This window comes from Photobacterium carnosum (assembly GCF_021236965.1).
Lineage (GTDB): Bacteria > Pseudomonadota > Gammaproteobacteria > Enterobacterales > Vibrionaceae > Photobacterium > Photobacterium carnosum.
Window position 1 is genome coordinate 211,515 of record NZ_WMDN01000004.1, and the last position, 21,060, is coordinate 232,574.

Below are 21,060 nucleotides of genomic sequence, written 5' to 3' on the forward strand. Positions count from 1 at the left end.
CAGCATTACACTGACTCCCCGTTTTAATTATGAATAATAGCTGCAAATATTACTGTTCTTCTTCGTATAAATATTTAGAAATTTTAACGCGATGGGTATACCAAATTGCGCCAGTTTCTCGGCCATATTTTTTAATACGTTCAGCCACTAACTCTGCTTGATGATTATCACAACACCCTTTTAAGTCACTATAAAAATCAAGCGCTAATTGACATGCTTCAGGATTCATAAAGTAATAACCGCCTACACGGGTATAAATTTTACGTAATCCATTAATTGTCAGCACATAAAGCGTATTTCCTGATTTTCCCGCCATTCCTTGAAATAAACGGTAATCATAATAATTAAAAGCGCGTGCACGACAAATTTCCTCACATAATTGAGGATTATTTTTACCGTATTTATCAACGATTTTTTTTACTTCTTGCAGTAAATCTAATCGATCATCACTATTTTCAATAAACTCAGCAAAGCTCTCAGCAGCTAATAATCGTTGACATGATTCAATAACATGTTGAATTAATTCGCTTGAGTTTTCTGGATTGCCTTTGACAGCATAGCGCATAAAAACACTACTGATATCCGTACGAGCAGCCAATAAATCAGCCAATACTCGTTGGACATCCTGTCCATCTAATGTAATTAACGTATCTAAAATGCTTAAACCTGAGGTATCCATGTAATTATTCACACGGGTTGGCTTTCCATGTTTAATCGTGAGCCAGCCATCTCGAGATAAACGCTGTAAGACTTCACGTAACGTCGTTCGAGTTACGCCAATTAGTTCTGAAAGTTCACGTTCCGCAGGAAGAATCGAGCCCTGAGGAAAGTGATTATTCCAGATACTTTCAATAATGTATTTCTCAGCAAACGTCGCTGGGCTATCAGCCTTAATAACCATCTAAGTTCAATCCAATTCGCTTCTTGCTTATATTATTTATTAACACTCATCATACCACTAGTTGTTCAATAGCTGAAATCTAGTACACCGGCCTAATCTTAAGTAGATAGATATGTACGAAAATAAACCACCTACGCTTCTAAAGATTATATTAGTTACATTATTTTATTAGCTAGCGATATTTTGCCCTTAATATTCTGTATATTGTACCCCTAATGTCTTAGGTATCACCCTCAGTTTGTAATGAAAATGTCATGATAATTTTACATACTTATGTCTGTGATTGACTAATCCAATTCAATCGGTCAAGTTATCATGAACAAACTGGGAGCAAATGGACGCTGCTGCCTGCTTTAAGTTAAATATCATCATCCATTTTTTATGGTGTTTATCTTAAAGAACTCATCACTTCTAAAAATTTTTAGCATGATGCTATTAATTATTAGCTGATTAGTGCTTGCGGGCGACATCCGTATCATTTCATACCTTTAAATTCGTACTAATAATAAGAGATTCAAACATGGCTATATCGCTAGGGAATGCCTTTATAAAAAACTTTTTAGGTAAGGCACCTGACTGGTACAAGATTGCAATTATTTCTTTCCTTATCATTAACCCTCTGGTTTTCTTTCTCATAAATCCTTTTGCCGCTGGTTGGTTACTGGTTGTAGAATTTATATTCACCCTTGCAATGGCACTAAAATGTTACCCACTTCAACCAGGGGGATTGCTTGCTATTGAAGCGGTTGCTATTGGAATGACCAGTGCGGAACAAGTAAAACACGAGCTTGTGGCTAATATCGAAGTATTATTACTGTTGGTATTTATGGTTGCTGGCATCTACTTCATGAAGCAACTATTACTATTTATATTTACCAAAATATTAATAGGTATTAAATCTAAAATACTGCTTTCTCTTGCTTTTTGTCTCATGGCAGCTTTTCTGTCAGCGTTCCTTGATGCCCTTACCGTTATTGCCGTTGTTATTAGTGTGACAGTTGGCTTTTATAGCATTTATCATAAAGTGGCGTCAGGACAAGATCCTATGGTAAATCACGACCATACCGATGATGATCATGTTCAAGAACTAAGCCGCGATGATCTAGAAAACTACAGAGCATTTTTGCGCAGCTTATTAATGCATGCCGGTGTCGGTACAGCATTAGGCGGTGTAATGACGATGGTGGGTGAACCACAAAACTTAATTATTGCCGATCAAGCAGGCTGGCAATTTGGTGAGTTTATTATTCGCATGTCTCCGATTTCGATTCCTGTTTTAATTTGTGGCCTCTGTACTTGTGTATTAATTGAGAAATTTAAAATCTGTGGTTACGGTGCGAAATTGCCTGACAATGTTCGTACAATTTTAGTTGATTTAGATAACGAAGAGCGCAAACGTCGTACTAATATTGATTATGCTAAATTTATCGTTCAAGGCATTATTGCAGTATGGCTGATTGTCGGTTTGGCAATGCACTTAGCTGCTGTTGGATTGATTGGTTTAACGGTTATTATTTTTGCAACCGCATTTACAGGTATAACTGAAGAGCATGCATTAGGAAAAGCATTTGAAGAAGCTTTACCTTTTACCGCATTACTCGCTGTGTTTTTCTCAATCGTTGCCGTCATCATTGATCAACACTTATTTACGCCCATTATCAGTTGGGTATTAACACTTGAGGGTAATTCTCAATTAACCATGTTCTATATTGCTAATGGTTTATTGTCGATGGTATCGGATAATGTTTTTGTCGGCACGGTATACATTAATGAAGTTAAAACCGCATTACTCAATGGTGTTATCGATCGTAATCAATTTGATATGTTAGCTGTCGCTATTAATACGGGTACTAACTTACCTTCTGTTGCAACGCCTAATGGTCAAGCGGCCTTCTTATTTGTATTAACGTCTGCGCTTGCTCCTCTTATACGCCTATCTTACGGACGTATGGTGTACATGGCTTTACCCTATACTATCGTTTTAACCTTTGTTGGCTTAGCCGGAATTGAATTGTTATTGGTACCAATGACCGATTGGTTCTATAGCATAGGCTGGTTAACTCAAGGCGCAGTAGACGCAGCAACATTAGTTCCTGCCATTGGCCATTAAAATAATATAACCGACTTAATGGCGATTTACTTATCTTCAGAGCTATGTTTGAATAACGCTCAGTAATAAGTGCCCTATATTTTCAAGGCCCTGATGTTCGGGGCTTTGTTTTATCCAAAAAGTCATTAGAGAACCAATAATGCAAGTGCTTAATTCTTTTTCAAAAACACGTTTAGCTTGGTTGCTACTGCTACTATCCATTATTTTCTTTGAAAGTTCAGCGCTCTTTTTCGAACATGTCATGAAGCTAGCACCCTGTGTGATGTGTGTTTATGAACGTGTTGCGATGATGGGAATAGGTATTGCTGCGCTAATTGGCTTACTCGCCCCTAGAAATGGCGTATTACGTTGGTTAGGGTTAGCCGGCTGGGGATTTAGTGCTTACCGTGGCGTAGAACTAGCCTATCAACATGTTGGTTTTCAATTTAATTCTTCACCCTTTGCAACCTGTGATTTATTCGTTCAATTTCCTTCATGGGCTCCTCTTAATCATTGGATTCCGTGGATGTTTGAGGCCTATGGTGATTGTGCCAAAGTAGTATGGACCTTCCTTGATCTCTCAATGCCACAATGGTTAGTGATCATTTTTGCTGCCAACCTTGTTGTATGGGCAGTTATGGTTATCGCACAATTTTTGGGTAATAAGCGTTAAGCTACCGTATCCGAACAAAAAGCAGAATATAAAAAAGCGAAGCTCGATGCTTCGCTTTTTTGATCTAACAATTACAGCGTTTTACCACAGCATTGTTTAAATTTCTTACCACTTTCACACAGACAAGGGTCATTACGTCCAATACCTTTAAATGGGTTAATGGCCTGCGCACCAGAACCAATCTGCAATTGATCTGCCGCCATCATTACTTCAGTTAGCATTAATGGTAATTGTGTATATAACTCACTGACCGCAGGCATTCCGGTCACACCCGCTTGTTCCATTTGTGCTAATGTTCCCGCTTCATCAACCTGCAGCATTAATGTGGTTAGTAATGCAGATAACATTCGCATAGTGCCATCAGAGACGGTTTGCTGTTGCCAATTAGGCTCAATAAATACCCATACGGCTAAAAAGCCTTGCGAAAATTCACGTAACGCACTTTGATTACTGCCATCTTGTTGCCAAACCAAACTTTCCGGTAATTGGTATTCACCCGCTTTAACCATGCGATATTGCATATCAAAGTGACTAAGAATCGGCTTTTTGTCAGTATCATCAACCATGACGACCACTGAATCATCACCTCCGCCATTGATTAAGACGGGTAACCACACTTCGGGCTCCATTGGCTTTGGATTAGCATTCGCTGCAAATAAAGCGCCTTCAATAAAAGCCGCTGACATACCTTGCCAATGTGATGATAACGTCATTAATGTATTCATTCGATGTCCTACTCATTAATTCTTTTCATTCGTTTTAGCTGTATTATACGTCGAATCTGAATAACAACAGCCATAACAACACCATTAATCACCGTAAATAGCTAAAATTTGACAAAGTTAAAAGCAAATTAAATAAAAATACGTTATTTATAGCCCCCGATTTATATCTGATGGATTCACTTATGTCACCCCATTCACTGAATGCGATTATTGCCGGAGCCAGCGGCTTAGTCGGTACTGAGCTATTACATCAATTACTCGATCACCCTCGTTTTAATCATATCTACGCCTTGGCGCGTCGCCCATTATCTTTTCATAGTAAGAAATTACATCAAATTATAGACAGCCAATTACGTGTTATTGCTTGGGAAAACGATCAACCCGTACCTGAATATGGTTTTATCTGTTTAGGCACAACTAAAAAAAAGGCGGGCACCAATCAAGCTCTTGAAGCAATTGATGTTAATTTAGTTAAAAATGTTGCCATTAGCATGAAAAATTTAGGTGTAAAACATCTTTTTGTGATATCAAGTTTAGGCGCATATAAACATTCACCCTCTCATTATTTGCGCTGTAAAGGTAAAATGGAGCAAGCATTAACAGCATTAGCATTTGAACATTGTGTGTTTGTTCGCCCAGGTCCACTCAAAGGTGAACGCAATAATCCCCGTAAAGATGAACTCGCCCTTCAACGTATTTTTGAAACTATCCATCCAATAATGGTTGGTCCACTGAAACACTTCACACCCATTCCAGCAGAAGATGTTGCTACCAGCATGGTCAAACTAGCAATGGCATGTGATAAACAGCACTTACAACCTATCACTATTATTTCTGGTCATCATCTACACGCTATGTGAAAACAAAGATGACAAATTAGTCGACTCGCACTAGACTCTTGCCCCTTAGCGTATTTACCGAATAGAGCAAACACCCCTATGCGAGTTATTTTAGGCCCGATGGAAGGCGTATTAGATCATCTAATGCGTGAGATGCTAACCGAGATTAATGACTATGATCTTTGCGTAACTGAATTTATACGTATCATTGATAGCCTACAACCAAATAGTGTTTTCTATCGTTTATGTCCTGAATTACATCAAGGCGGTAAAACACGCTCTGGTACACCAGTTCGCGTTCAACTATTAGGTCAAGATCCACAATGGATGGCTGAAAATGCCCATCGTGCCTGTAACCTCGGTTCTGCGGGTATAGATATTAATTTTGGCTGCCCTGCCAAAGCGGTAAATAAAAGCCGTGGTGGTGCGGTATTACTAAAAGAACCAGAATTAATATATCAAATCGTTAAAGCAACCCGTGCAGCGGTTAATCCAATCAAACCTGTAACCGCCAAGGTACGTTTAGGTTGGGATGATCCTCAACAATGTTTTGAAATTGCAGATGCTATTGCACAGGCAGGCGCTGATGAAATAGTGATTCATGCGCGCACAAAAGATGATGGCTATAAAGCAGATACCATCAAGTGGGATTATATTCGCCAACTTCGTCAACATGTTACATTACCGATTATTGCTAATGGTGAAGTCTGGAGCAATGCTGATGGTCAAGCGTGTTTAGCCGCAACCAATACCGATGCTTTAATGGTTTGCCGTGGCGCACTCAACTTACCTAACTTAGGTAATGTGGTTAAATATAATCAAGCGCCAATGACCTGGGAGCAAGTATTAGTCCTACTATTAACCTACTCTCAATTTGAAATTAAAGGCGATAAAGGCTTATATTATCCTAATCGTGTAAAACAATGGTTTGCTTACTTACGCCACCAATACCCACAAGCAAAAGTATTATTTACTGATATTCGTTGTCTTAATAAAGCGACACCAATTATTGAACGATTAGAACTTGCGCAACAGCAATTATCGTTAACAGTGTAAAAATCCATATTTAATCAGCGGCTCCCTCATAATAATAAAGGATCGATAATGCGTTGGAAGAATTCTCGCCAAAGCTCAAACATTGAAGATAGACGTGGCGATAGCCCTGCTCAAGCTGGTGTGCCAGCGGCAGGTTTATTGCGTCTAGTCCCTTTACTGATGCGCAGTAAAATAGGCCGAATCATATTAGTCATCGGTGGCTTATTTTTAGCTTTTCAATATTTCACTGGTGGCGGTAGTTCCCTTGGTTTACAACAATCTCATACTGCTAAAAAAGCCGCTGTACAATCTAACGATGAAAATAAGCAATTTGTTGCTGCAATTCTTGGTACAACAGAAAGTGTCTGGAACAAGCAACTATCGGGGAAATATCAGCCACCGACGTTAGTTCTGTATAACAATGTCACTCATACAGGTTGTGGTACAGGATCAGCACAAACAGGCCCATTTTATTGCCCTGCAGATCAAAAAATATATCTTGATCTTGGCTTTATTAATGAATTAAAAAAATTAGGTGCCCCTGGTGATTTTGCCTTTGCTTATGTGATTGCACATGAGGTTGGTCACCATGTTCAGAAATTACTTGGCACAAGTGACAAAGTCCATCAACTACAACAGCGAAGCGATAAAGTCACCGCCAATAAGCTCAGTGTAAAATTAGAGCTTCAAGCCGACTGCTACGCCGGTGTTTGGGGTCACTATGTAAATCAACAAGGTATGCTTGATGCAGGTGATATTGAAGAAGGGATCAATGCTGCCAGTGCCGTTGGCGATGATCGTTTGCAAAGATCAGCAGGACAAGCTGTACAGCCAGATACATTTACCCATGGCAGTTCACAACAGCGTATTTCATGGTTTAAAAAAGGTTTTAAATCAGGAGATCCAAAAGTCTGTAATACTTTTGCTCAATAATATTAAGCAACAATAGACAGGCAGTGATCTAAATAATAACGGGTTCAGACCATCATGAGCCCGTTTATCCCCCCTCTTTTTATAGACCACTTCATTACAACCTCAGTAATAATCACCATCTATTACAAGCATCTATAATTTCGTATAATAACGACAAATGAACAATATTCGCGTTATTTCTATAGGGAAAATAGAATGTTCAAAAAAAGTCTTCTCGTCTTACTGTACTCGGTTAGCACTTATGCTCATGCTGGATTTGATATCGTCACATTAGGCAGTAAAGGGGGAATTCAAGACGGTAATTTAACGGCATTTCTGCTCAAAGATAGTGATGAACAAAATTATATAGCGCTTGATGCGGGTACAATTATTAATGGTCTTATTGTGGCTGATCAACAACAGGCTTTTAAAGATCTCAATGTACCGCCACACTCGCCTTACACCAAAATTGGATATCTATTACGAGAGAAAATTAAAGGTTATTTTATTAGTCATGCTCATCTTGATCACCTCGCAGGAATGATCATTGCCTCACCCGATGATAGCCACAAAAATATCTATGGTTTAGCCTCGGTTAATGACACGATCACTGAAACCTATTTTAACTGGAAAGCATGGCCTAATTTTGGCAATCGCGGTCAAGGTTATCAATTAGGAAAATATAATTATACTGATTTATCGTCTCAAGATTGGTTACCAATTAAAAACACCAATTTACAAGTCAAAGCATTACCATTAAGTCATGCAGGTGTTGAATCATCAGCATTTATTATTAAAAATAATCAAAAACAAATCGTAGCTTATCTTGGTGATACAGGGGCTGATCGCATTGAAAAAAGTGATCTCTTAAATAGCTTATGGTCAACACTGACCCCTTATATTAAGAATAAACAATTAAAAGGGATCATGATTGAAACGTCTTTCTCCAATGACGTGGCTGAACGTTCTTTATATGGTCATTTAACCCCAAAGCTACTGCTAGAAGAACTAACCCAATTAGAAAACAAAGTCGGAGACAAAGGCGCTCTGACGGGACTGCCTATTGTGATCACACATATTAAATACAACTTACTTAAACAAAGTGATCCACAAACGATGATTCAACAACAATTAAATGCAGATAATAATATCGCTGTAATATTTCACTTCCCGGCTCAAGGCGACCATTTTCAATTATAACCTTACACCAGATATAAAAAGGCCCCCGTAACAGTCAGTGACGGGGGCATTTTTTATGACATCAACGGATTATTAGCCGCTTATTCACTAATACGATTAGGATGATTTAAGATGTGGTCTTCCCAATCAATCACATCAATTTCATACACGATTTTATCACGTACAGATTCATCTGCAGCATGCATTGCCTCTTTCGAGCCTGTAATCAAAGGATGCCACTCAGGTAATGGTTTACCTTCTGCTAATAACCGATACGCACATGTTTCAGGTAACCATACAAATTCTTCAATACGCTCACGGGTTAATTTAAGACACTCTTCACCTGACTCAAACCGATTAGCATAATCTTTACATGAACATGTTTTATTATCGAGCAAACTACAAGCGACATTAGTGTAGTAAATATCATCGGTATCATCATCAATTAACTTATGTAGACAACACTTGCCACAGCCATCACAAAGTGATTCCCACTCTTGATCTGTCATTGTCGTTAAGTCTTTCTGTTGCCAAAAATGGGTCATGATACTTATACCAGTATTGTTATTTGTGCCGTTAAATACGCCACAATAATGAATGAGCTTATCAAAAAAGAAAGCAGGCACTTTTTATAGCGATCAATACGGTAAACTGCAAATTAAAAATACCTATTAATCGTCAATATCCATAGAAATAATAGTTATTATCATTTAGCGTAGGCATAAATAACTAATCAGTAAATAATCACTACGGATAAAATCACTAAGTTATTTGGCTTTTAAGATTAACAATGGTAATTTGCGCAGCCGATTTGCAAAGCAGAAAGAGAGAAATATGATGGAATGTCGTTTAGGTTGTGGAGCCTGCTGTATTGCACCTAGTATATCATCTTCAATTCCAGGCATGCTTGATGGAAAACCTGCGGGAAAGCGTTGTGTGCAGCTAAATGAAAATAATTTATGTCAATTATTTGGTAAATCTGAACGCCCTGCGGTATGCCATAATTTTAAAGCTTGCTCTGATATTTGTGGTAATACCAACGAACAAGCCTTTATAATTATTACCGAACTTGAGCAAATAACTGGATGATTATTGCTACTTATTTACTAAAGAATAACGTTATTCTTTAGCTGCGCCAGTCAGAATATGTAATGCACTTTTGGCTTTTTCTACCACTTGACGGCCAGAATATGTCAAATATCCTCCATCCTCTTCAGTTACTAATCCTTTAGCATACAGACGTTGCGCTGCAGAGATAACAGCAGGACTTGCATCACTATGTACTTTAATACCTTCCATATTGCTATGCATAGGGAATTTTACTAGCAGATTCATTTCATCAACGATATCGGGAGTGTACAGCATAGTCACCTCTATAATATGGAAAATCCCAGTGGGATAAATAATCTATTATTAATATTAGCGTTTGTTGGTAAGAAAACTAGGTGCAGAGATCAATATCTGAAGATCTTTCTCTCTCAAAATGAGATCCACATCAAAAAATTGAATATCTATAAGTCATTCAGTTTCATTTTTGTATAAAAAACAACCTAAGTTATTGAGAGATATAAAAAAGCCGCGGTGCAAAATCATCATAATATATGAAACATCTTGCTCTTAGCGGCTTTTTGGTGGCTATTCTTTGCTACTGTGCTTGAATACCAACAATTAACCATGGCGCATTAGGTTTACGTAAATCACGCTCTAAATGCCATACATCATTAATGTCTTCTTCTACACCTTCAACACTATCTTTATAACGACCACTAAACTTAATGCTTAATTGTGCCATATTTGCGTCATGATCAGCGCGCACAAGTTCAGCATCAACATACATTACTTCTGTGTGTTGTTCTTCAGACAGTTTTGCACGCTCGGCAGTTAAATCCACTAATAAAGCTGGAGACACGTACTCACGAATTTTTTCTAATTCGTTATGGTTCCATGCGCCTTGAATAATACGATAATGATCACGAGAACCATTTAAGAATGTATTCATATTAAAGTTTGGCGGCAAATTAAACGGCACATCGCTATCTGTTGATTCAAAACCAGATGACTGTTGTTGCTGTGCTGCGCCTTGACGGAACTGTTGCTGCTGACGTTGCTGTTGTTGAGGCTGACGAGGAGAATTACCCGCATAAGACTCACGGTGCCCCATCGGAGTACCTTTATTAGCGCGCATTGCTTTAAATAACTTAAACAATACAAAAGCGATGATACCAATGATAAGAATATCCATAAATTGGATACCATCAAATGCACCACCAAAGAAAGCAGCTAACAAACCACCAGCAAGAAGACCACCTAACAAACCACCCATTAGGCCTTTTTTCGCTGATGACGCTGCGGTTGGATTTTGTTTACGGATAGTATCAGTCTGTTGTGGTTGTTGCTTACGAACCGGAGCGGTTTTAAAGCTTTTACCAAATGACTTACCACCACCGAATCTTTTTGCTTCTGCATGTGATGCTGTAAACGACACCGCCACAATAAGAGCAAATACGGTAAAAAAGCGTTTCATAATAATCGGTATACCTTCGTCATTAACTCTAAGCATCGTAGCTATTCGCCACAAAATGTCAATTTAATCACTCATTAAAATTGTTACTAAGGTTTAACATCAACGGTGTTTATTTAAAACAACACATTAAACACATAACAATCAGACAACTAACACTAGTAATATAGACATTATTTTACGTGATTTTTTATATAATTAAACATAAAGATATTTACTGTGCATATTTATGCGTAATAAATTGAACTAATACAACCTAAAAGGTGAAAATCCCAATATCATTTCATATATTATCCGCAGTAAAGGTTTATTATTATATACTGTTTTTTATAGCATCAATGAAAGTTAACACTCTCTATTCAACGAGGTTACTTTCATTACTTATTATGATTTTTCTCAATGGAGATATCTATGCAAGAGAACAATACACATAGTAAATTTGTGGGTTATCTATTGTGGATTTTTGGTTTTACAGGCGCTCACCGTTTTTATTATGGCAAACCAGTAACCGGCACTATTTGGTTTTTAACACTCGGTTTATGCGGAATCGGTTGGTTAATCGATTTCTTTTTAATCCCATCAATGAACCGTGAATCTGATTTACGTTTTGCCAGTGGTGAAATTGATTACAATATTGCGTGGCTACTACTGACATTCCTCGGTGTATTTGGTGTCCACCGTATGTATATGGGGAAATGGTTAACAGGTATTCTTTATTTATGTACGTTTGGTTTCTTCCTTATCGGTATTCTTATCGATTTTTGGACGCTTAATGATCAAGTATCACTAGAAAACACAGAGAAACGAAACGCTTAGCATTTAAATTTGGTGATTTGTATTACGGCATTATATGCTTCTGCCACTTAAGGCAGTGGTAATACCTTAATACTTACATTATGGGAAAATTATATTTCCCATAATGGCTCAGGGATGGCAATTATTAGAATAATTAAAAAAGCAGTCTATCACTAGACTAATTACGACAATTGCAAACAGACTTAAAGAGTATAATTCCATGGCAAGAAGAAATGATCATACCCGCGAAGAATTGGTAAATATGACACTTGAGCAAGTAAAAAACTTTCTCAATGAGCATCCACACCATGAATTAAGCTTACGTAAAGTCGCAGGGATGATTGGCTATGTTCCAAGTACTTTAGTCAATGTCTTTGGTAACTATAATCTGCTACTCCTTCATGCCGTAGCTCAAACACTTGACGAATTATTCCAACAAGCTGAGCTTTGTGTCCGTGATTCAACCACGTCACAACAAGCACTTCGTAATCTGGCTTTCTGTTATCTTGATTTTGCTACCGCACATCCTTACCGTTGGCAGTTAATTTTCCAACATACAATGAATGGCGAAGATCTACCTGAATGGCAAACTGATCGTATTGATAATATGACGGGTATGCTTGAAGCATTAATTGGTCAAATTAATGATGAAATGACAGATAAAGAAGTACTTGAAGCAAGCCGTGTTATTTGGGCTGGCGTACACGGTATTACCTTATTAACTGTAGACGATAAATTATTCACCTCAACCCCTGTTGATGGTAAAGCATTGATCAATAATCTATTAGATACCTACCTTAATTCATGGCATAAATAATTTAACGAGAACAGCAGAATGTCCCCTAAGCCTCAGTCAAGTCTGTTAACTAAACGACGGTTTTTGCCTTATTTCCTTACACAGGCTTTAGGGGCATTTAACGATAATGTTTATAAAAATATTTTGCTTATTTTTATTGCATACGCATCAATACATACACTTCCACTTAATGCCGATCTATTAATTAATTTGGCTGCAGGGTTATTTATTCTGCCCTTTTTTTTATTCTCAGCGTCTGCCGGTATTCTCGCTGATATTTATGATAAGGCCAAAATAATACGCATAGTCAAACTTGCTGAAGTCATTATTATGTGTGGTGCTGCCATCGCCTTTATTTACCAAAGTTATCTATCATTATTATTTTTATTGTTTTTAATGGGTACTCAATCTGCTTTCTTTGGCCCCGCTAAATATGCCTTATTGCCACAACACCTTAAAAAAAATGAATTAATATCAGGTAATGCGCTAGTTGAAACTGGCACTTTTCTTGCTATTTTACTGGGTACTATTATTGCGGGGATAATAGCTAATAGTGACAATAGCCGTTATATTGCGGCTGCTAGTGTGATTCTGTTTGCTATTTTAGGTTATATAACCTCATTAGCTATTCCTGCTGCGCCACCAAGTCAGCCTCATATTAAATTTCATTGGCGTCCATGGCAGCAAACACGCCACACCATGAAAATAGCCCAGCAAGATAAAATAATATTTCAGTGTATTATCGGTATTAGTTGGTTTTGGTTCCTTGGCGCGTGTTACTTAACTCAGTTTCCGAATTTTGCTAAATCCAACTTAGGTGGCCAAGCTTCCTCGGTGTCTTTCTTATTAACCTTATTTTCTATCGGCATCGCTATTGGTTCAATGTTATGTGATCGCTTATCACACCACCGCATCGACCCCGGTATCGTCCCTATTGGCTGTTTTGGTATCAGTTTGTTTGGTTTCGGGCTCTACGCCATGACCCCCACAGTGATTCCTGTCAGTGACTCAATATTAACGTTCGTCGCACAACCTTCACTGTGGCCAGTTTTTATCTCTCTATTATTGCTTGGGGTCGCTGGCGGTATTTTTATTGTGCCGTTATATACCTTAATGCAACAACGCGCCCAAGAAGATCAACGTGCTCAAATTATTGCGGCTAATAATATTTGGAATGCGGTCTTTATGGTCATTAGTGCCATTGTTGCCATTATTTGTTTATCACTATTACAGCTGTCTATTCCTCAGTTCTTCTTATTATTGTCAGGATTAAATGGGCTCGTTTTGGTGTATATCTATTTTCAAGCCCCCGATTTCTTCTGGCGCTTCGTGGTATGGGTCGTCACTCACACCATGTACCGCGTCCAGCATCACAATCTTAACAACCTTCCTCAACAAGGAGGCACATTGTTAGTTTGTAACCATGTTAGTTATATGGATGCCCTACTGTTGGCTGGCGCTTGCCCTCGTCCAATTCGCTTTCTAATGGATAAAAAAATTTACAACCTGCCAATCGTTAATGCTTTTTGTCGAGCTTGCAAAGCCATTCCTGTAGATGTAAATGATCGTAAATCAATCCGTACTGCATTTGCTCAAGTGGCTACCGATCTAAAAAATGGCGATATTGTGTGTGTATTTCCGGAAGGGCATCTGACACAAGATGGCGAAATAGCGCCCTTTATGCGAGGCATTGATTTGATCATTAAGCGTTCAAGTGTTGAAGTGATCCCCGTTGCTTTACAAGGTTTGTGGGGCAGCTATTTTAGCCGAGAAGGGGGGCATGCTTTACTTAAATGGCCGAAACGGTTTTGGTCAAAAGTGACTATTGTTGTCGGTGATTGCGTGCATTCAGATACCACCAATAGCCAATTATTACGCCAACAAGTGATGGCATTACGGGGTGATAAACGTTAATCATAACGTAAATAAGTAGTGACTGAACGCCCCCAAAATTAACCCTCCATAGTAAAAAGGCGAAGCTATTATGCTTCGCCTTTTAGTCAATATGCGGTTACTTTTAGACTTGTGATGCTAACCACTGTGCCAAATCTGAACGGGAAACCTTTACATTTTGGGTAAAGCATTCAGGTAATGAAAAATAGCGAATCGGCCGCTTATGTGGCGCGACATTTTGTGACATATAAGTCACTAATTGATCAACTAAATAACTGTCTAGCGGTTGTGCGGTGGTTACTATCGCCACCGGTCGAGCACCAAAGTCATGATCATCTATTGGTAAGACAATAACCTGGTTAACCGCAGCGTGTTGTAATAATACTTGTTCAATGTCTTCGGGTTGCACATTTTCGCCACCGGAAATAAACATATTATCAGCACGACCACGAATAAATAATTCATCATCATGCCACTCGCCTAAATCTTTGGTCGCAAACCAATCATCATCGTCATCATCACAGCCCAATAACGAAAAAATCGTATTATTACGGTAATACCCTAAACATAATACTTTACCACGCACCCAAATTTCACCATCACGTAAAATAAGCTCACGATTTGGTAAAACTGTCCCCACACCCGTACTACTATTAGCGCGTTTAACCGTTATGGTTGATGCCATTTCTGTCATCCCATAACCACTCCAACATTCAATTCCCGCTTGTTCCGCCGCGGTGGTTAAACTGACCGGAATTGTAGCCCCGCCTAATAACACTTGTTGTAACTGGTGCTGATGTGCGTATTCAGAATCAAGGAAGCGTTGCAATTGCGTTGGCACCAATGAAGCATGACTCACCCATTGTAAGGCTTGTTGCTGTAATGCGGGTTCCACCAAAACGATACGTGCGCCACGGTATAACCACCGCCAAACAATCGCTAATCCTGAAATATGAAATAACGGCAGCGACAATAACCAACTATCATCAGCGGTAAAGGTCATTTGCTTTAATAACCCACTCGCGCTAGCTAAATGTGATTGTGGATGATGAACAACCGCCTTAGGTAAACCTGTCGATCCTGATGTTAGCGTGAGTGAAACCGGACGGTGCTCTTGCCACATCACAGGAATAATACGTTCAGACGTTACAGCCGGATTTAAAGAAAGCGTATGCCCCGGCAATTGTTCTGCCACAGATATATCTGGACACCAAATGTGATTATTTCCCAATGCCGTTAACTGTTCAATTAACGCCTTAGAGGGCAACTTAGGATTAAGGCCAACATAACGGGCACCAACACGAATAATGGCTAATAACAGCCACAACACGTCGATACTGTTTGGCGCAACCACCGCAACTAATTGATCACGCTTGACCCCTTGAGCCACAAGTCGCTGTGCATAAGTTTCAATATTGGCGGTAACTTCAATCCAATTCCACGTAACAGCCCCTGCGTTTGCATCACCTAATGCAATCGCAATCTCTGTTGGTCGTTGCTCAGCCCAATATTGCCAAGGCCACATTTGAAATGCTGTTTTTATTTGTGCCATACCATGTCTAATTCAGATAAAGGGATCACTGGCAGTTCACAGCCTGGCCATGATTGTATTAATTGAGCTTGAAATAACTGCATTGTGTCTAACCCAGGGATCACATTAGGCGTTTGCCACTGTGCTAAACGTGCCAACTGGTTTAAGCCTAAACTTGATTCAATGCTAGAGCTAATCACGGCAGTCAATCCAACGGCATGTGCTTGCCCGATCAATGAAATACAGCGTTCAAGTGAACCAATTAAAGTCGGTTTAATAATAATCGCCGCAACACCTGGCTCTGCTTTTACTTCAAACCCAGCATCACGTACGGTCTCATCCCAAGCAATATTAATTCCAGTTTGTTGTGCAAACGCTAAACTGTCACTCGGTAAACGGCAAGGCTCTTCTAAAAAGGCAATCCCACTGCGATGTTCAGGCTTAACATACTTAGCAAATTGTTGTGCTTTTAGCGGTGTCCATTGGCGATTAGCATCAAGTCGTAATTGCATATCCGGAATCGCTTCAAGTAGCATATTCGCCACAATGCCATCACGCACGGCTTCATACATGCCCACTTTAATTTTAGCCACTTTATCACCAGGCATCTGATTAAACCGTTCAACTAAATCATCAGGATCACCACAACATAATGGTGCCACTAAATAATTACCCGTAATCGGAAGTTCTGCGGCTAACTCAGCCATCGCACAACTAATACCAAAAGCAACCGATGGCAAAGCTGACTCAAGATCAAGTGCTTCACCTGCAACCCATTGTGAGAGTAGCTGTTGTGCTTGCTCGCCCGCTTCTGTGGCAGTTTCAACACTAAATTCAGGTAATGGCGCAATTTCACCATAAGCTAATTGTTGATCTTGGCATAACTCAACCACCCAACCTTCACGTGTAATCAAACGTTGGTCTCGTAAAATAACCCCAGAATCCATTGGAAGTTGGTATTGAAATAACTTAGCGCTGCGCATTACATTTCCTTATATGGTGCTAAAGCTGAATTTAACGAATACTCTAGCCAGAAAACAGAGTCTCTTATTACTTTATAACGTTATGATTAATCAAGAAAGGCTAATAATGCCGTCGTAAAAGCAATAGGTTGTTCAATATGGATATTATGACCCGCATTATCAATAACCGTTACCGCTAAGCCACAAGCCAACGCTAAGTCTCGAAACTTAGTATCATGCTCGCCGCACAGATAATGTATGGGTAGTGAAAGCTGTTGTAATTGAGGTAATAATTGTGGCTGTTTAGCCAGTGACGTTGCGAGCATCATTTTTGCAATTCCAGAGCCTAAATTATCACTCCGTTTAGCCACTAAATCCTGTCGTTGATCTACCGTCAGTGATGCAAAAACAGGTTGTTGATACCAATCTTGTAATACATCGACCAATGGCTGTTGTGCAAATCGTGCCGCCCAACGTTGATCGTGCTGATAACGCGGTTCTCGTTCAGCATCAGGTAATCCAAAATGCCCACCTTCAAGCAACACGTTAATTAATCGGGGTCCATTCGAGGATACAGATGAATTTGCCGCCAATGCACACGCATGATACATCGCTAAACGTGCGCCCATCGAATAACCGATAAGCACATAATCATTAACGCCACGGTGGGCTAATGTTGCAGTCAGTGCTTGATGAATCATCTCAAAGCCACCATCTGGCGCTTCGGTTGTCATTTCAGCATCAACAAACGCACTCAGCCCATGACCGGATAAATCGATAGTTATGCATTGCTGAGTCGCAGCAAGCTGATTAATCACATAACGCCAATCACGACCATTACCCAATAATCCATGTAAAAACACCAATGTCGGTTGATTGATATCGGCTTTAGTTCCAAAGGTTTCAGAATAAAGTAGCATGCTCAACCTCAGCAAAGAGTGTCTTTAACATTGATCCGGCTTCACCCGCAGGGGTTTTAATTTCAACTAAAGTTGTGCCAGCTTGTAATTGTCCTTCACGGATCGCCGTTTCAGCCGCGGTCAATGATGTTGGCGCACAATAATGTAAACCAAACATCGCCGCCGCATGGCTAAACTCAAACCCATGTGGCATACGATAAAAATCATCTTTTTGCTGATCAGGCACAGGTAACATATCAAAAATACCACCACCATCATTATTGGTGACAATAATAACAATTGGATATTGCTGTTGATTTAATAATGCCAATGAATTGAGATCATAAAGTAGTGAAGTATCGCCGATCAAACACACTAAAGGTGCTTTACGTGCTCGCTGTACACCTGCTGTGGTCGCAATTAAACCATCAATGCCCGATGCACCACGATTAGCAAATGTCGCAGTTAAAGGTAATTTAGCGCACATATCCAATAATCGAACAATCATGCTATTACCCAAAAACAATTCTGTTTGAGGTGTGATCCACTGCATGACTTGTGCCGCCAAACCCAATTCAGAAAAACGATTACCATGAGCTGCAACGATATCAAAATAACGCTGCGATGCTTCAACTAATGGCAGTGCCCATTGTGAATGTACGGACTCAGTGGTTAATGCTATTGCTGCTTGCGCCCACGCTTCAACATTCGCTTGAATACGTTGGCTACGGCGATGATTAGGATCTAATCGCCCAGCAAGAGGATCAATCAGTAAAAAAGACTGCCACGTTTGGCTGCCAATTAACTGTAATAGCCGTTTTGAAACGATACGGCCACCAAATTGCAGTAATACTTGTGCTTGTTGTAGGTGATGTTGGCAGGCGGCGTTTTGTAACCACCCATCAAATCCAGCGTAATCACTACTACCACCCGCTTGTGGATCCACCAGCAATGGCCAGCCTAGCGCAGAGGCTAATTGTTGCACTGCTTTAAGCTCATTCGCAACCAGTCGACCTGCAACAATCACCCCTTTTTGAGCACACAATGTTTGCCACTGAGTCGGATCAATTGTCGCAGTTGTTGACGACAGCAAAGCTTGATGCTGACAATACGAAGTATGATCCTGCTGCCATTGTGCAACAGGCGTAAGATAATCACTGAAATCAACATCATCGCCATACAGCGGCTCAGGATAATGACAATTAAAATGTACCGAACCACCACGCAATTGTTGCTGTTGCATTACATCATCAACAGCACACAACAACCAATTAGGGTCAATATCCAAACTTGGACTAGGTACATCTAAAAAATGGCTCACATGATCAGAAAAGATCCCATGCTGACGAATCGCTTGATTAGCGCCACATTGAATTAATTCAGCTGGGCGGTCAGAGGTTAACAACACCAATTTCTCACCCGTTAAACCAGTTTCAGCCACCGCGGGTAATAAATTCGCTACCGCTGTACCTGATGTCACAATAACTGCGACCGGAGATTGAGATGCTTTAGCTAAACCTAAAGCTAAAAAACCCAAACCTCTTTCATCAAAATGGGTATGAATGGTCAGTTGGGTTAGTTTTGCCGCCGCCAACGTTAATGGTGTCGAACGAGAGCCTGGTGCAATGCAAACATGTTGCACGCCAAGTCTCATTAATTCTTCAAGCATTAAACTTGCCCAGCAACCATTTAATGCTGCGCGGTATGGTTGGCTGGTTGTTAATGATGGCTGTGTCATGCGCTTTTATATTCCATCTTATCGATACTCTTACCGTCATCAGAACTAGGCTGTTCAAATAAACTGCATAAAGTTGATGTTTTACGATCAAGTTCTTTCCATTCACTATCAGCAACGGATCCAGGCACAATACCCGCGCCAGCAAATAAATGTAGATCATCGCCGCTGATCATTGCACTACGGATCGCAACACAAAATTCACTGTGTTGTTGACCAATATAGCCCACAGCACCGCTATACCAACCACGGGCAAAGGGTTCATGTTCCGCAATAAAATGTAATGCGGCATCCCGAGGTAAACCCGCGATGGCAGCTGTTGGCTGTAAGCTGTCAAGTAAATCGGCGCTCAATACCGCATCATTGAGTTGACCATCAATGCTACGCTTTAAATGCTGCACTTTACGTAACTGCACTAATTCAGGCACAGGAGCAACATTCATCGACTCACACTGTGGTATTAAACGTCCAACAATATCATCAACCACTAAGCGATTTTCATAGCAGTTTTTAGTATCGGCTAACAACCATTGGGCTAATTGTTGATCTTCTTGGATATCAGCGCCACGGCCAATCGTGCCTGCCAGAGCTTCCGTTTGTAAAGCACGATCATGGCGTTGAAATAATCGTTCTGGTGTTGACCCAACAAAACAATGCTCCGCATCTAATGCCATCAAAAAATGAAAACTATTACTATTACTACCACGACTCGCTTTGAGTAGTTGCGCGGGTAATACTGGGTGGTCTAGCTGCAACGTTGTCCGTCGAGCCAACACCACTTTTTCAAATTCATCGTTGGCAATACCTGTTAATGCTTGTTCAATCATGGTTGACCAACCTGCAAAATCAGGGCTATAACTACGGCTTAAAATACGACTATCAATGTCTGTGACCACCGCTGGATTGATGGCGATTTTTTGCAGCATCGCTAACATTCGAGGTTTATCGTCACTCATATTGGCAGCAAGATGCCATTCACCATCGAAACGAATAATTTCAAGTAATGGCAAAAAGAAAAAAGAAGAAAGACAACGACGATTGCGATCAGTATGAACATCAAAAGAACGTCCACCCCAGACTCGCTGATCATCCGTAATAACTTGTTCCGCAATTAACGGATCAGTAAACGTTTTGATCTGCCCTAAAGCAACCACTTCTTCACGACAATCTCGAGATTGCCAATAAAATTTAGGAAATAGAGACTGAGCATCCATCCAATCAATTAAATCAGTATTTGCAGGCAGTTCTAGTTTTACTAGTAATCGTTGAGTTGTTACTGATGCTTGTTTAATGTTAGCAATCAATAATGCAACGGCTTGTTGTAACGCAGTCAAGATAACCTCGCTCAGCTAAATATCACCAATACGGCTCATCCCTGGCTGAAAGATATGCCAATCATGGACATACTTGATTCTTTGCTGAAAAGAATCATTATTTCAATGGTTATCTAACGAGACAAGCATTGATTATCAGCAAAGAATAATGATTTGGGTATTCTACCTCACTCGATAGCATCTGACTAATGAAGTAACGTCATTCCTTTTGGCTATATTTCAGCATAAATAGCTGAACCTT

Annotated in this window: 20 protein-coding genes; 10 read left to right on the forward strand and 10 right to left on the reverse strand. The window is 39.8% G+C overall.

Translation table 11 applies throughout. The features are described 5' to 3' along the window. Window positions 1–49: 49 nt before the first annotated feature. Window positions 50–901, reverse strand: a complete 852-nt coding sequence (gene fadR / locus GLP24_RS06090; protein ID WP_232598645.1) for a fatty acid metabolism transcriptional regulator FadR — start codon at window positions 899–901, stop codon at window positions 50–52. Window positions 902–1,421: 520 nt separating this feature from the next. Between fadR and nhaB the strand changes: the two genes are divergently transcribed. Both nhaB and dsbB read left to right on the forward strand, forming a co-directional pair. Next, window positions 1,422–3,011 (forward strand): Na(+)/H(+) antiporter NhaB, encoded by a 1,590-nt coding sequence (gene nhaB / locus GLP24_RS06095; protein ID WP_152653067.1) that lies wholly within the window; start codon window positions 1,422–1,424, stop codon window positions 3,009–3,011. A gap of 139 nt (window positions 3,012–3,150) precedes the next feature. Then, entirely contained in the window at window positions 3,151–3,663 is a 513-nt protein-coding gene (dsbB, locus tag GLP24_RS06100; RefSeq protein ID WP_232612635.1) for a disulfide bond formation protein DsbB, read from the forward strand. A gap of 71 nt (window positions 3,664–3,734) precedes the next feature. On the opposite strand, the gene GLP24_RS06105 is transcribed toward dsbB, so the two are convergent. Beyond that, a complete protein-coding gene (locus tag GLP24_RS06105) occupies window positions 3,735–4,388 on the reverse strand; it encodes a YecA family protein (RefSeq protein ID WP_232602602.1) in 654 nt (217 codons plus the stop codon). A 182-nt stretch (window positions 4,389–4,570) separates the two neighbouring features. Between GLP24_RS06105 and GLP24_RS06110 the strand changes: the two genes are divergently transcribed. The 4 genes from GLP24_RS06110 to GLP24_RS06125 all read left to right on the forward strand — a co-directional run bounded on the left by GLP24_RS06110 (window position 4,571) and on the right by GLP24_RS06125 (window position 8,374). Continuing rightward, on the forward strand, window positions 4,571–5,248 hold the full coding sequence (locus GLP24_RS06110) for an NAD(P)H-binding protein (RefSeq protein WP_101768615.1): 678 nt from the start codon (window positions 4,571–4,573) through the stop codon (window positions 5,246–5,248). Window positions 5,249–5,326: 78 nt separating this feature from the next. Beyond that, entirely contained in the window at window positions 5,327–6,283 is a 957-nt protein-coding gene (gene dusC / locus GLP24_RS06115; protein ID WP_101768614.1) for a tRNA dihydrouridine(16) synthase DusC, read from the forward strand. 48 nt (window positions 6,284–6,331) lie between these two features. After that, a complete protein-coding gene (gene ypfJ, locus GLP24_RS06120) occupies window positions 6,332–7,195 on the forward strand; it encodes a KPN_02809 family neutral zinc metallopeptidase (RefSeq protein ID WP_232575114.1) in 864 nt (287 codons plus the stop codon). Window positions 7,196–7,390: 195 nt separating this feature from the next. Next, the gene (locus GLP24_RS06125; RefSeq protein ID WP_232615688.1) at window positions 7,391–8,374 is read left to right on the forward strand and encodes an MBL fold metallo-hydrolase; all 984 of its coding nucleotides are present in this window, start codon (window positions 7,391–7,393) and stop codon (window positions 8,372–8,374) included. Window positions 8,375–8,454: 80 nt separating this feature from the next. On the opposite strand, the gene GLP24_RS06130 is transcribed toward GLP24_RS06125, so the two are convergent. Continuing rightward, a complete protein-coding gene (locus tag GLP24_RS06130; protein ID WP_101768612.1) occupies window positions 8,455–8,898 on the reverse strand; it encodes a YcgN family cysteine cluster protein in 444 nt (147 codons plus the stop codon). A gap of 292 nt (window positions 8,899–9,190) precedes the next feature. On the opposite strand from GLP24_RS06130, the gene GLP24_RS06135 reads away from it, so the two are divergent. Then, window positions 9,191–9,442 carry a YkgJ family cysteine cluster protein gene (locus tag GLP24_RS06135; protein WP_152653153.1) on the forward strand — a complete coding sequence of 84 codons (252 nt, stop codon included), beginning with the start codon at window positions 9,191–9,193 and terminating at the stop codon, window positions 9,440–9,442. 30 nt (window positions 9,443–9,472) lie between these two features. Here the strand turns inward: GLP24_RS06135 and GLP24_RS06140 are convergent, their stop codons facing one another. Both GLP24_RS06140 and GLP24_RS06145 read right to left on the reverse strand, forming a co-directional pair. Beyond that, window positions 9,473–9,718 carry a TIGR02647 family protein gene (locus GLP24_RS06140; protein WP_101768611.1) on the reverse strand — a complete coding sequence of 82 codons (246 nt, stop codon included), beginning with the start codon at window positions 9,716–9,718 and terminating at the stop codon, window positions 9,473–9,475. A 280-nt stretch (window positions 9,719–9,998) separates the two neighbouring features. After that, entirely contained in the window at window positions 9,999–10,877 is an 879-nt protein-coding gene (locus tag GLP24_RS06145; RefSeq protein WP_101768688.1) for a Tim44 domain-containing protein, read from the reverse strand. Window positions 10,878–11,285: 408 nt separating this feature from the next. Between GLP24_RS06145 and GLP24_RS06150 the strand changes: the two genes are divergently transcribed. The 3 genes from GLP24_RS06150 (at window position 11,286) to GLP24_RS06160 (ending at window position 14,379) form a co-directional block, all read left to right on the forward strand. Next, a complete protein-coding gene (locus GLP24_RS06150) occupies window positions 11,286–11,690 on the forward strand; it encodes an NINE protein (protein WP_101768610.1) in 405 nt (134 codons plus the stop codon). A 199-nt stretch (window positions 11,691–11,889) separates the two neighbouring features. Then, window positions 11,890–12,486, forward strand: coding sequence for a TetR/AcrR family transcriptional regulator (locus GLP24_RS06155; protein ID WP_101768609.1), 597 nt, complete (start codon window positions 11,890–11,892; stop codon window positions 12,484–12,486). Between the two features lie 18 nt (window positions 12,487–12,504). Then, on the forward strand, window positions 12,505–14,379 hold the full coding sequence (locus GLP24_RS06160) for an MFS transporter (RefSeq protein ID WP_232615689.1): 1,875 nt from the start codon (window positions 12,505–12,507) through the stop codon (window positions 14,377–14,379). A 103-nt stretch (window positions 14,380–14,482) separates the two neighbouring features. On the opposite strand, the gene menE is transcribed toward GLP24_RS06160, so the two are convergent. From menE to GLP24_RS06185, 5 genes are all read right to left on the reverse strand, one after another. Continuing rightward, complete coding sequence (gene menE / locus GLP24_RS06165; protein ID WP_232615690.1) at window positions 14,483–15,910, reverse strand: o-succinylbenzoate--CoA ligase; 1,428 nt, start codon at window positions 15,908–15,910, stop codon at window positions 14,483–14,485. Beyond that, on the reverse strand, window positions 15,898–16,872 hold the full coding sequence (menC, locus tag GLP24_RS06170) for an o-succinylbenzoate synthase (RefSeq protein ID WP_232615691.1): 975 nt from the start codon (window positions 16,870–16,872) through the stop codon (window positions 15,898–15,900). The genes menE and menC overlap by 13 nt, the downstream gene beginning before the upstream one ends. Window positions 16,873–16,958: 86 nt before the next feature. Next, the gene (gene menH / locus GLP24_RS06175) at window positions 16,959–17,771 is read right to left on the reverse strand and encodes a 2-succinyl-6-hydroxy-2,4-cyclohexadiene-1-carboxylate synthase (RefSeq protein WP_232615692.1); all 813 of its coding nucleotides are present in this window, start codon (window positions 17,769–17,771) and stop codon (window positions 16,959–16,961) included. Continuing rightward, window positions 17,755–19,488 (reverse strand): 2-succinyl-5-enolpyruvyl-6-hydroxy-3-cyclohexene-1-carboxylic-acid synthase, encoded by a 1,734-nt coding sequence (menD, locus tag GLP24_RS06180; protein ID WP_232615693.1) that lies wholly within the window; start codon window positions 19,486–19,488, stop codon window positions 17,755–17,757. The genes menH and menD overlap by 17 nt, the downstream gene beginning before the upstream one ends. Further along, a complete protein-coding gene (locus tag GLP24_RS06185; RefSeq protein ID WP_407951492.1) occupies window positions 19,485–20,819 on the reverse strand; it encodes an isochorismate synthase in 1,335 nt (444 codons plus the stop codon). Before GLP24_RS06185 ends, menD begins: the two co-directional genes overlap by 4 nt. Between the last annotated feature and the right edge of the window lie 241 nt (window positions 20,820–21,060).

Coding starts and splice junctions, on each gene's coding strand:
- menD (WP_232615693.1), bottom strand. CDS start 19,488: ATGACACAGCCATCATTAACAACCAGCCAACCATACCGCGCAGCATTA.
- GLP24_RS06130 (WP_101768612.1), bottom strand. CDS start 8,898: ATGACCCATTTTTGGCAACAGAAAGACTTAACGACAATGACAGATCAA.
- GLP24_RS06145 (WP_101768688.1), bottom strand. CDS start 10,877: ATGAAACGCTTTTTTACCGTATTTGCTCTTATTGTGGCGGTGTCGTTT.
- GLP24_RS06155 (WP_101768609.1), top strand. CDS start 11,890: ATGGCAAGAAGAAATGATCATACCCGCGAAGAATTGGTAAATATGACA.
- menH (WP_232615692.1), bottom strand. CDS start 17,771: ATGCTACTTTATTCTGAAACCTTTGGAACTAAAGCCGATATCAATCAA.
- GLP24_RS06140 (WP_101768611.1), bottom strand. CDS start 9,718: ATGCTGTACACTCCCGATATCGTTGATGAAATGAATCTGCTAGTAAAA.
- ypfJ (WP_232575114.1), top strand. CDS start 6,332: ATGCGTTGGAAGAATTCTCGCCAAAGCTCAAACATTGAAGATAGACGT.
- GLP24_RS06105 (WP_232602602.1), bottom strand. CDS start 4,388: ATGAATACATTAATGACGTTATCATCACATTGGCAAGGTATGTCAGCG.
- GLP24_RS06125 (WP_232615688.1), top strand. CDS start 7,391: ATGTTCAAAAAAAGTCTTCTCGTCTTACTGTACTCGGTTAGCACTTAT.
- GLP24_RS06160 (WP_232615689.1), top strand. CDS start 12,505: ATGTCCCCTAAGCCTCAGTCAAGTCTGTTAACTAAACGACGGTTTTTG.
- dusC (WP_101768614.1), top strand. CDS start 5,327: ATGCGAGTTATTTTAGGCCCGATGGAAGGCGTATTAGATCATCTAATG.
- fadR (WP_232598645.1), bottom strand. CDS start 901: ATGGTTATTAAGGCTGATAGCCCAGCGACGTTTGCTGAGAAATACATT.
- GLP24_RS06110 (WP_101768615.1), top strand. CDS start 4,571: ATGTCACCCCATTCACTGAATGCGATTATTGCCGGAGCCAGCGGCTTA.
- GLP24_RS06135 (WP_152653153.1), top strand. CDS start 9,191: ATGGAATGTCGTTTAGGTTGTGGAGCCTGCTGTATTGCACCTAGTATA.
- dsbB (WP_232612635.1), top strand. CDS start 3,151: ATGCAAGTGCTTAATTCTTTTTCAAAAACACGTTTAGCTTGGTTGCTA.
- menC (WP_232615691.1), bottom strand. CDS start 16,872: ATGCGCAGCGCTAAGTTATTTCAATACCAACTTCCAATGGATTCTGGG.
- GLP24_RS06150 (WP_101768610.1), top strand. CDS start 11,286: ATGCAAGAGAACAATACACATAGTAAATTTGTGGGTTATCTATTGTGG.
- nhaB (WP_152653067.1), top strand. CDS start 1,422: ATGGCTATATCGCTAGGGAATGCCTTTATAAAAAACTTTTTAGGTAAG.
- menE (WP_232615690.1), bottom strand. CDS start 15,910: ATGGCACAAATAAAAACAGCATTTCAAATGTGGCCTTGGCAATATTGG.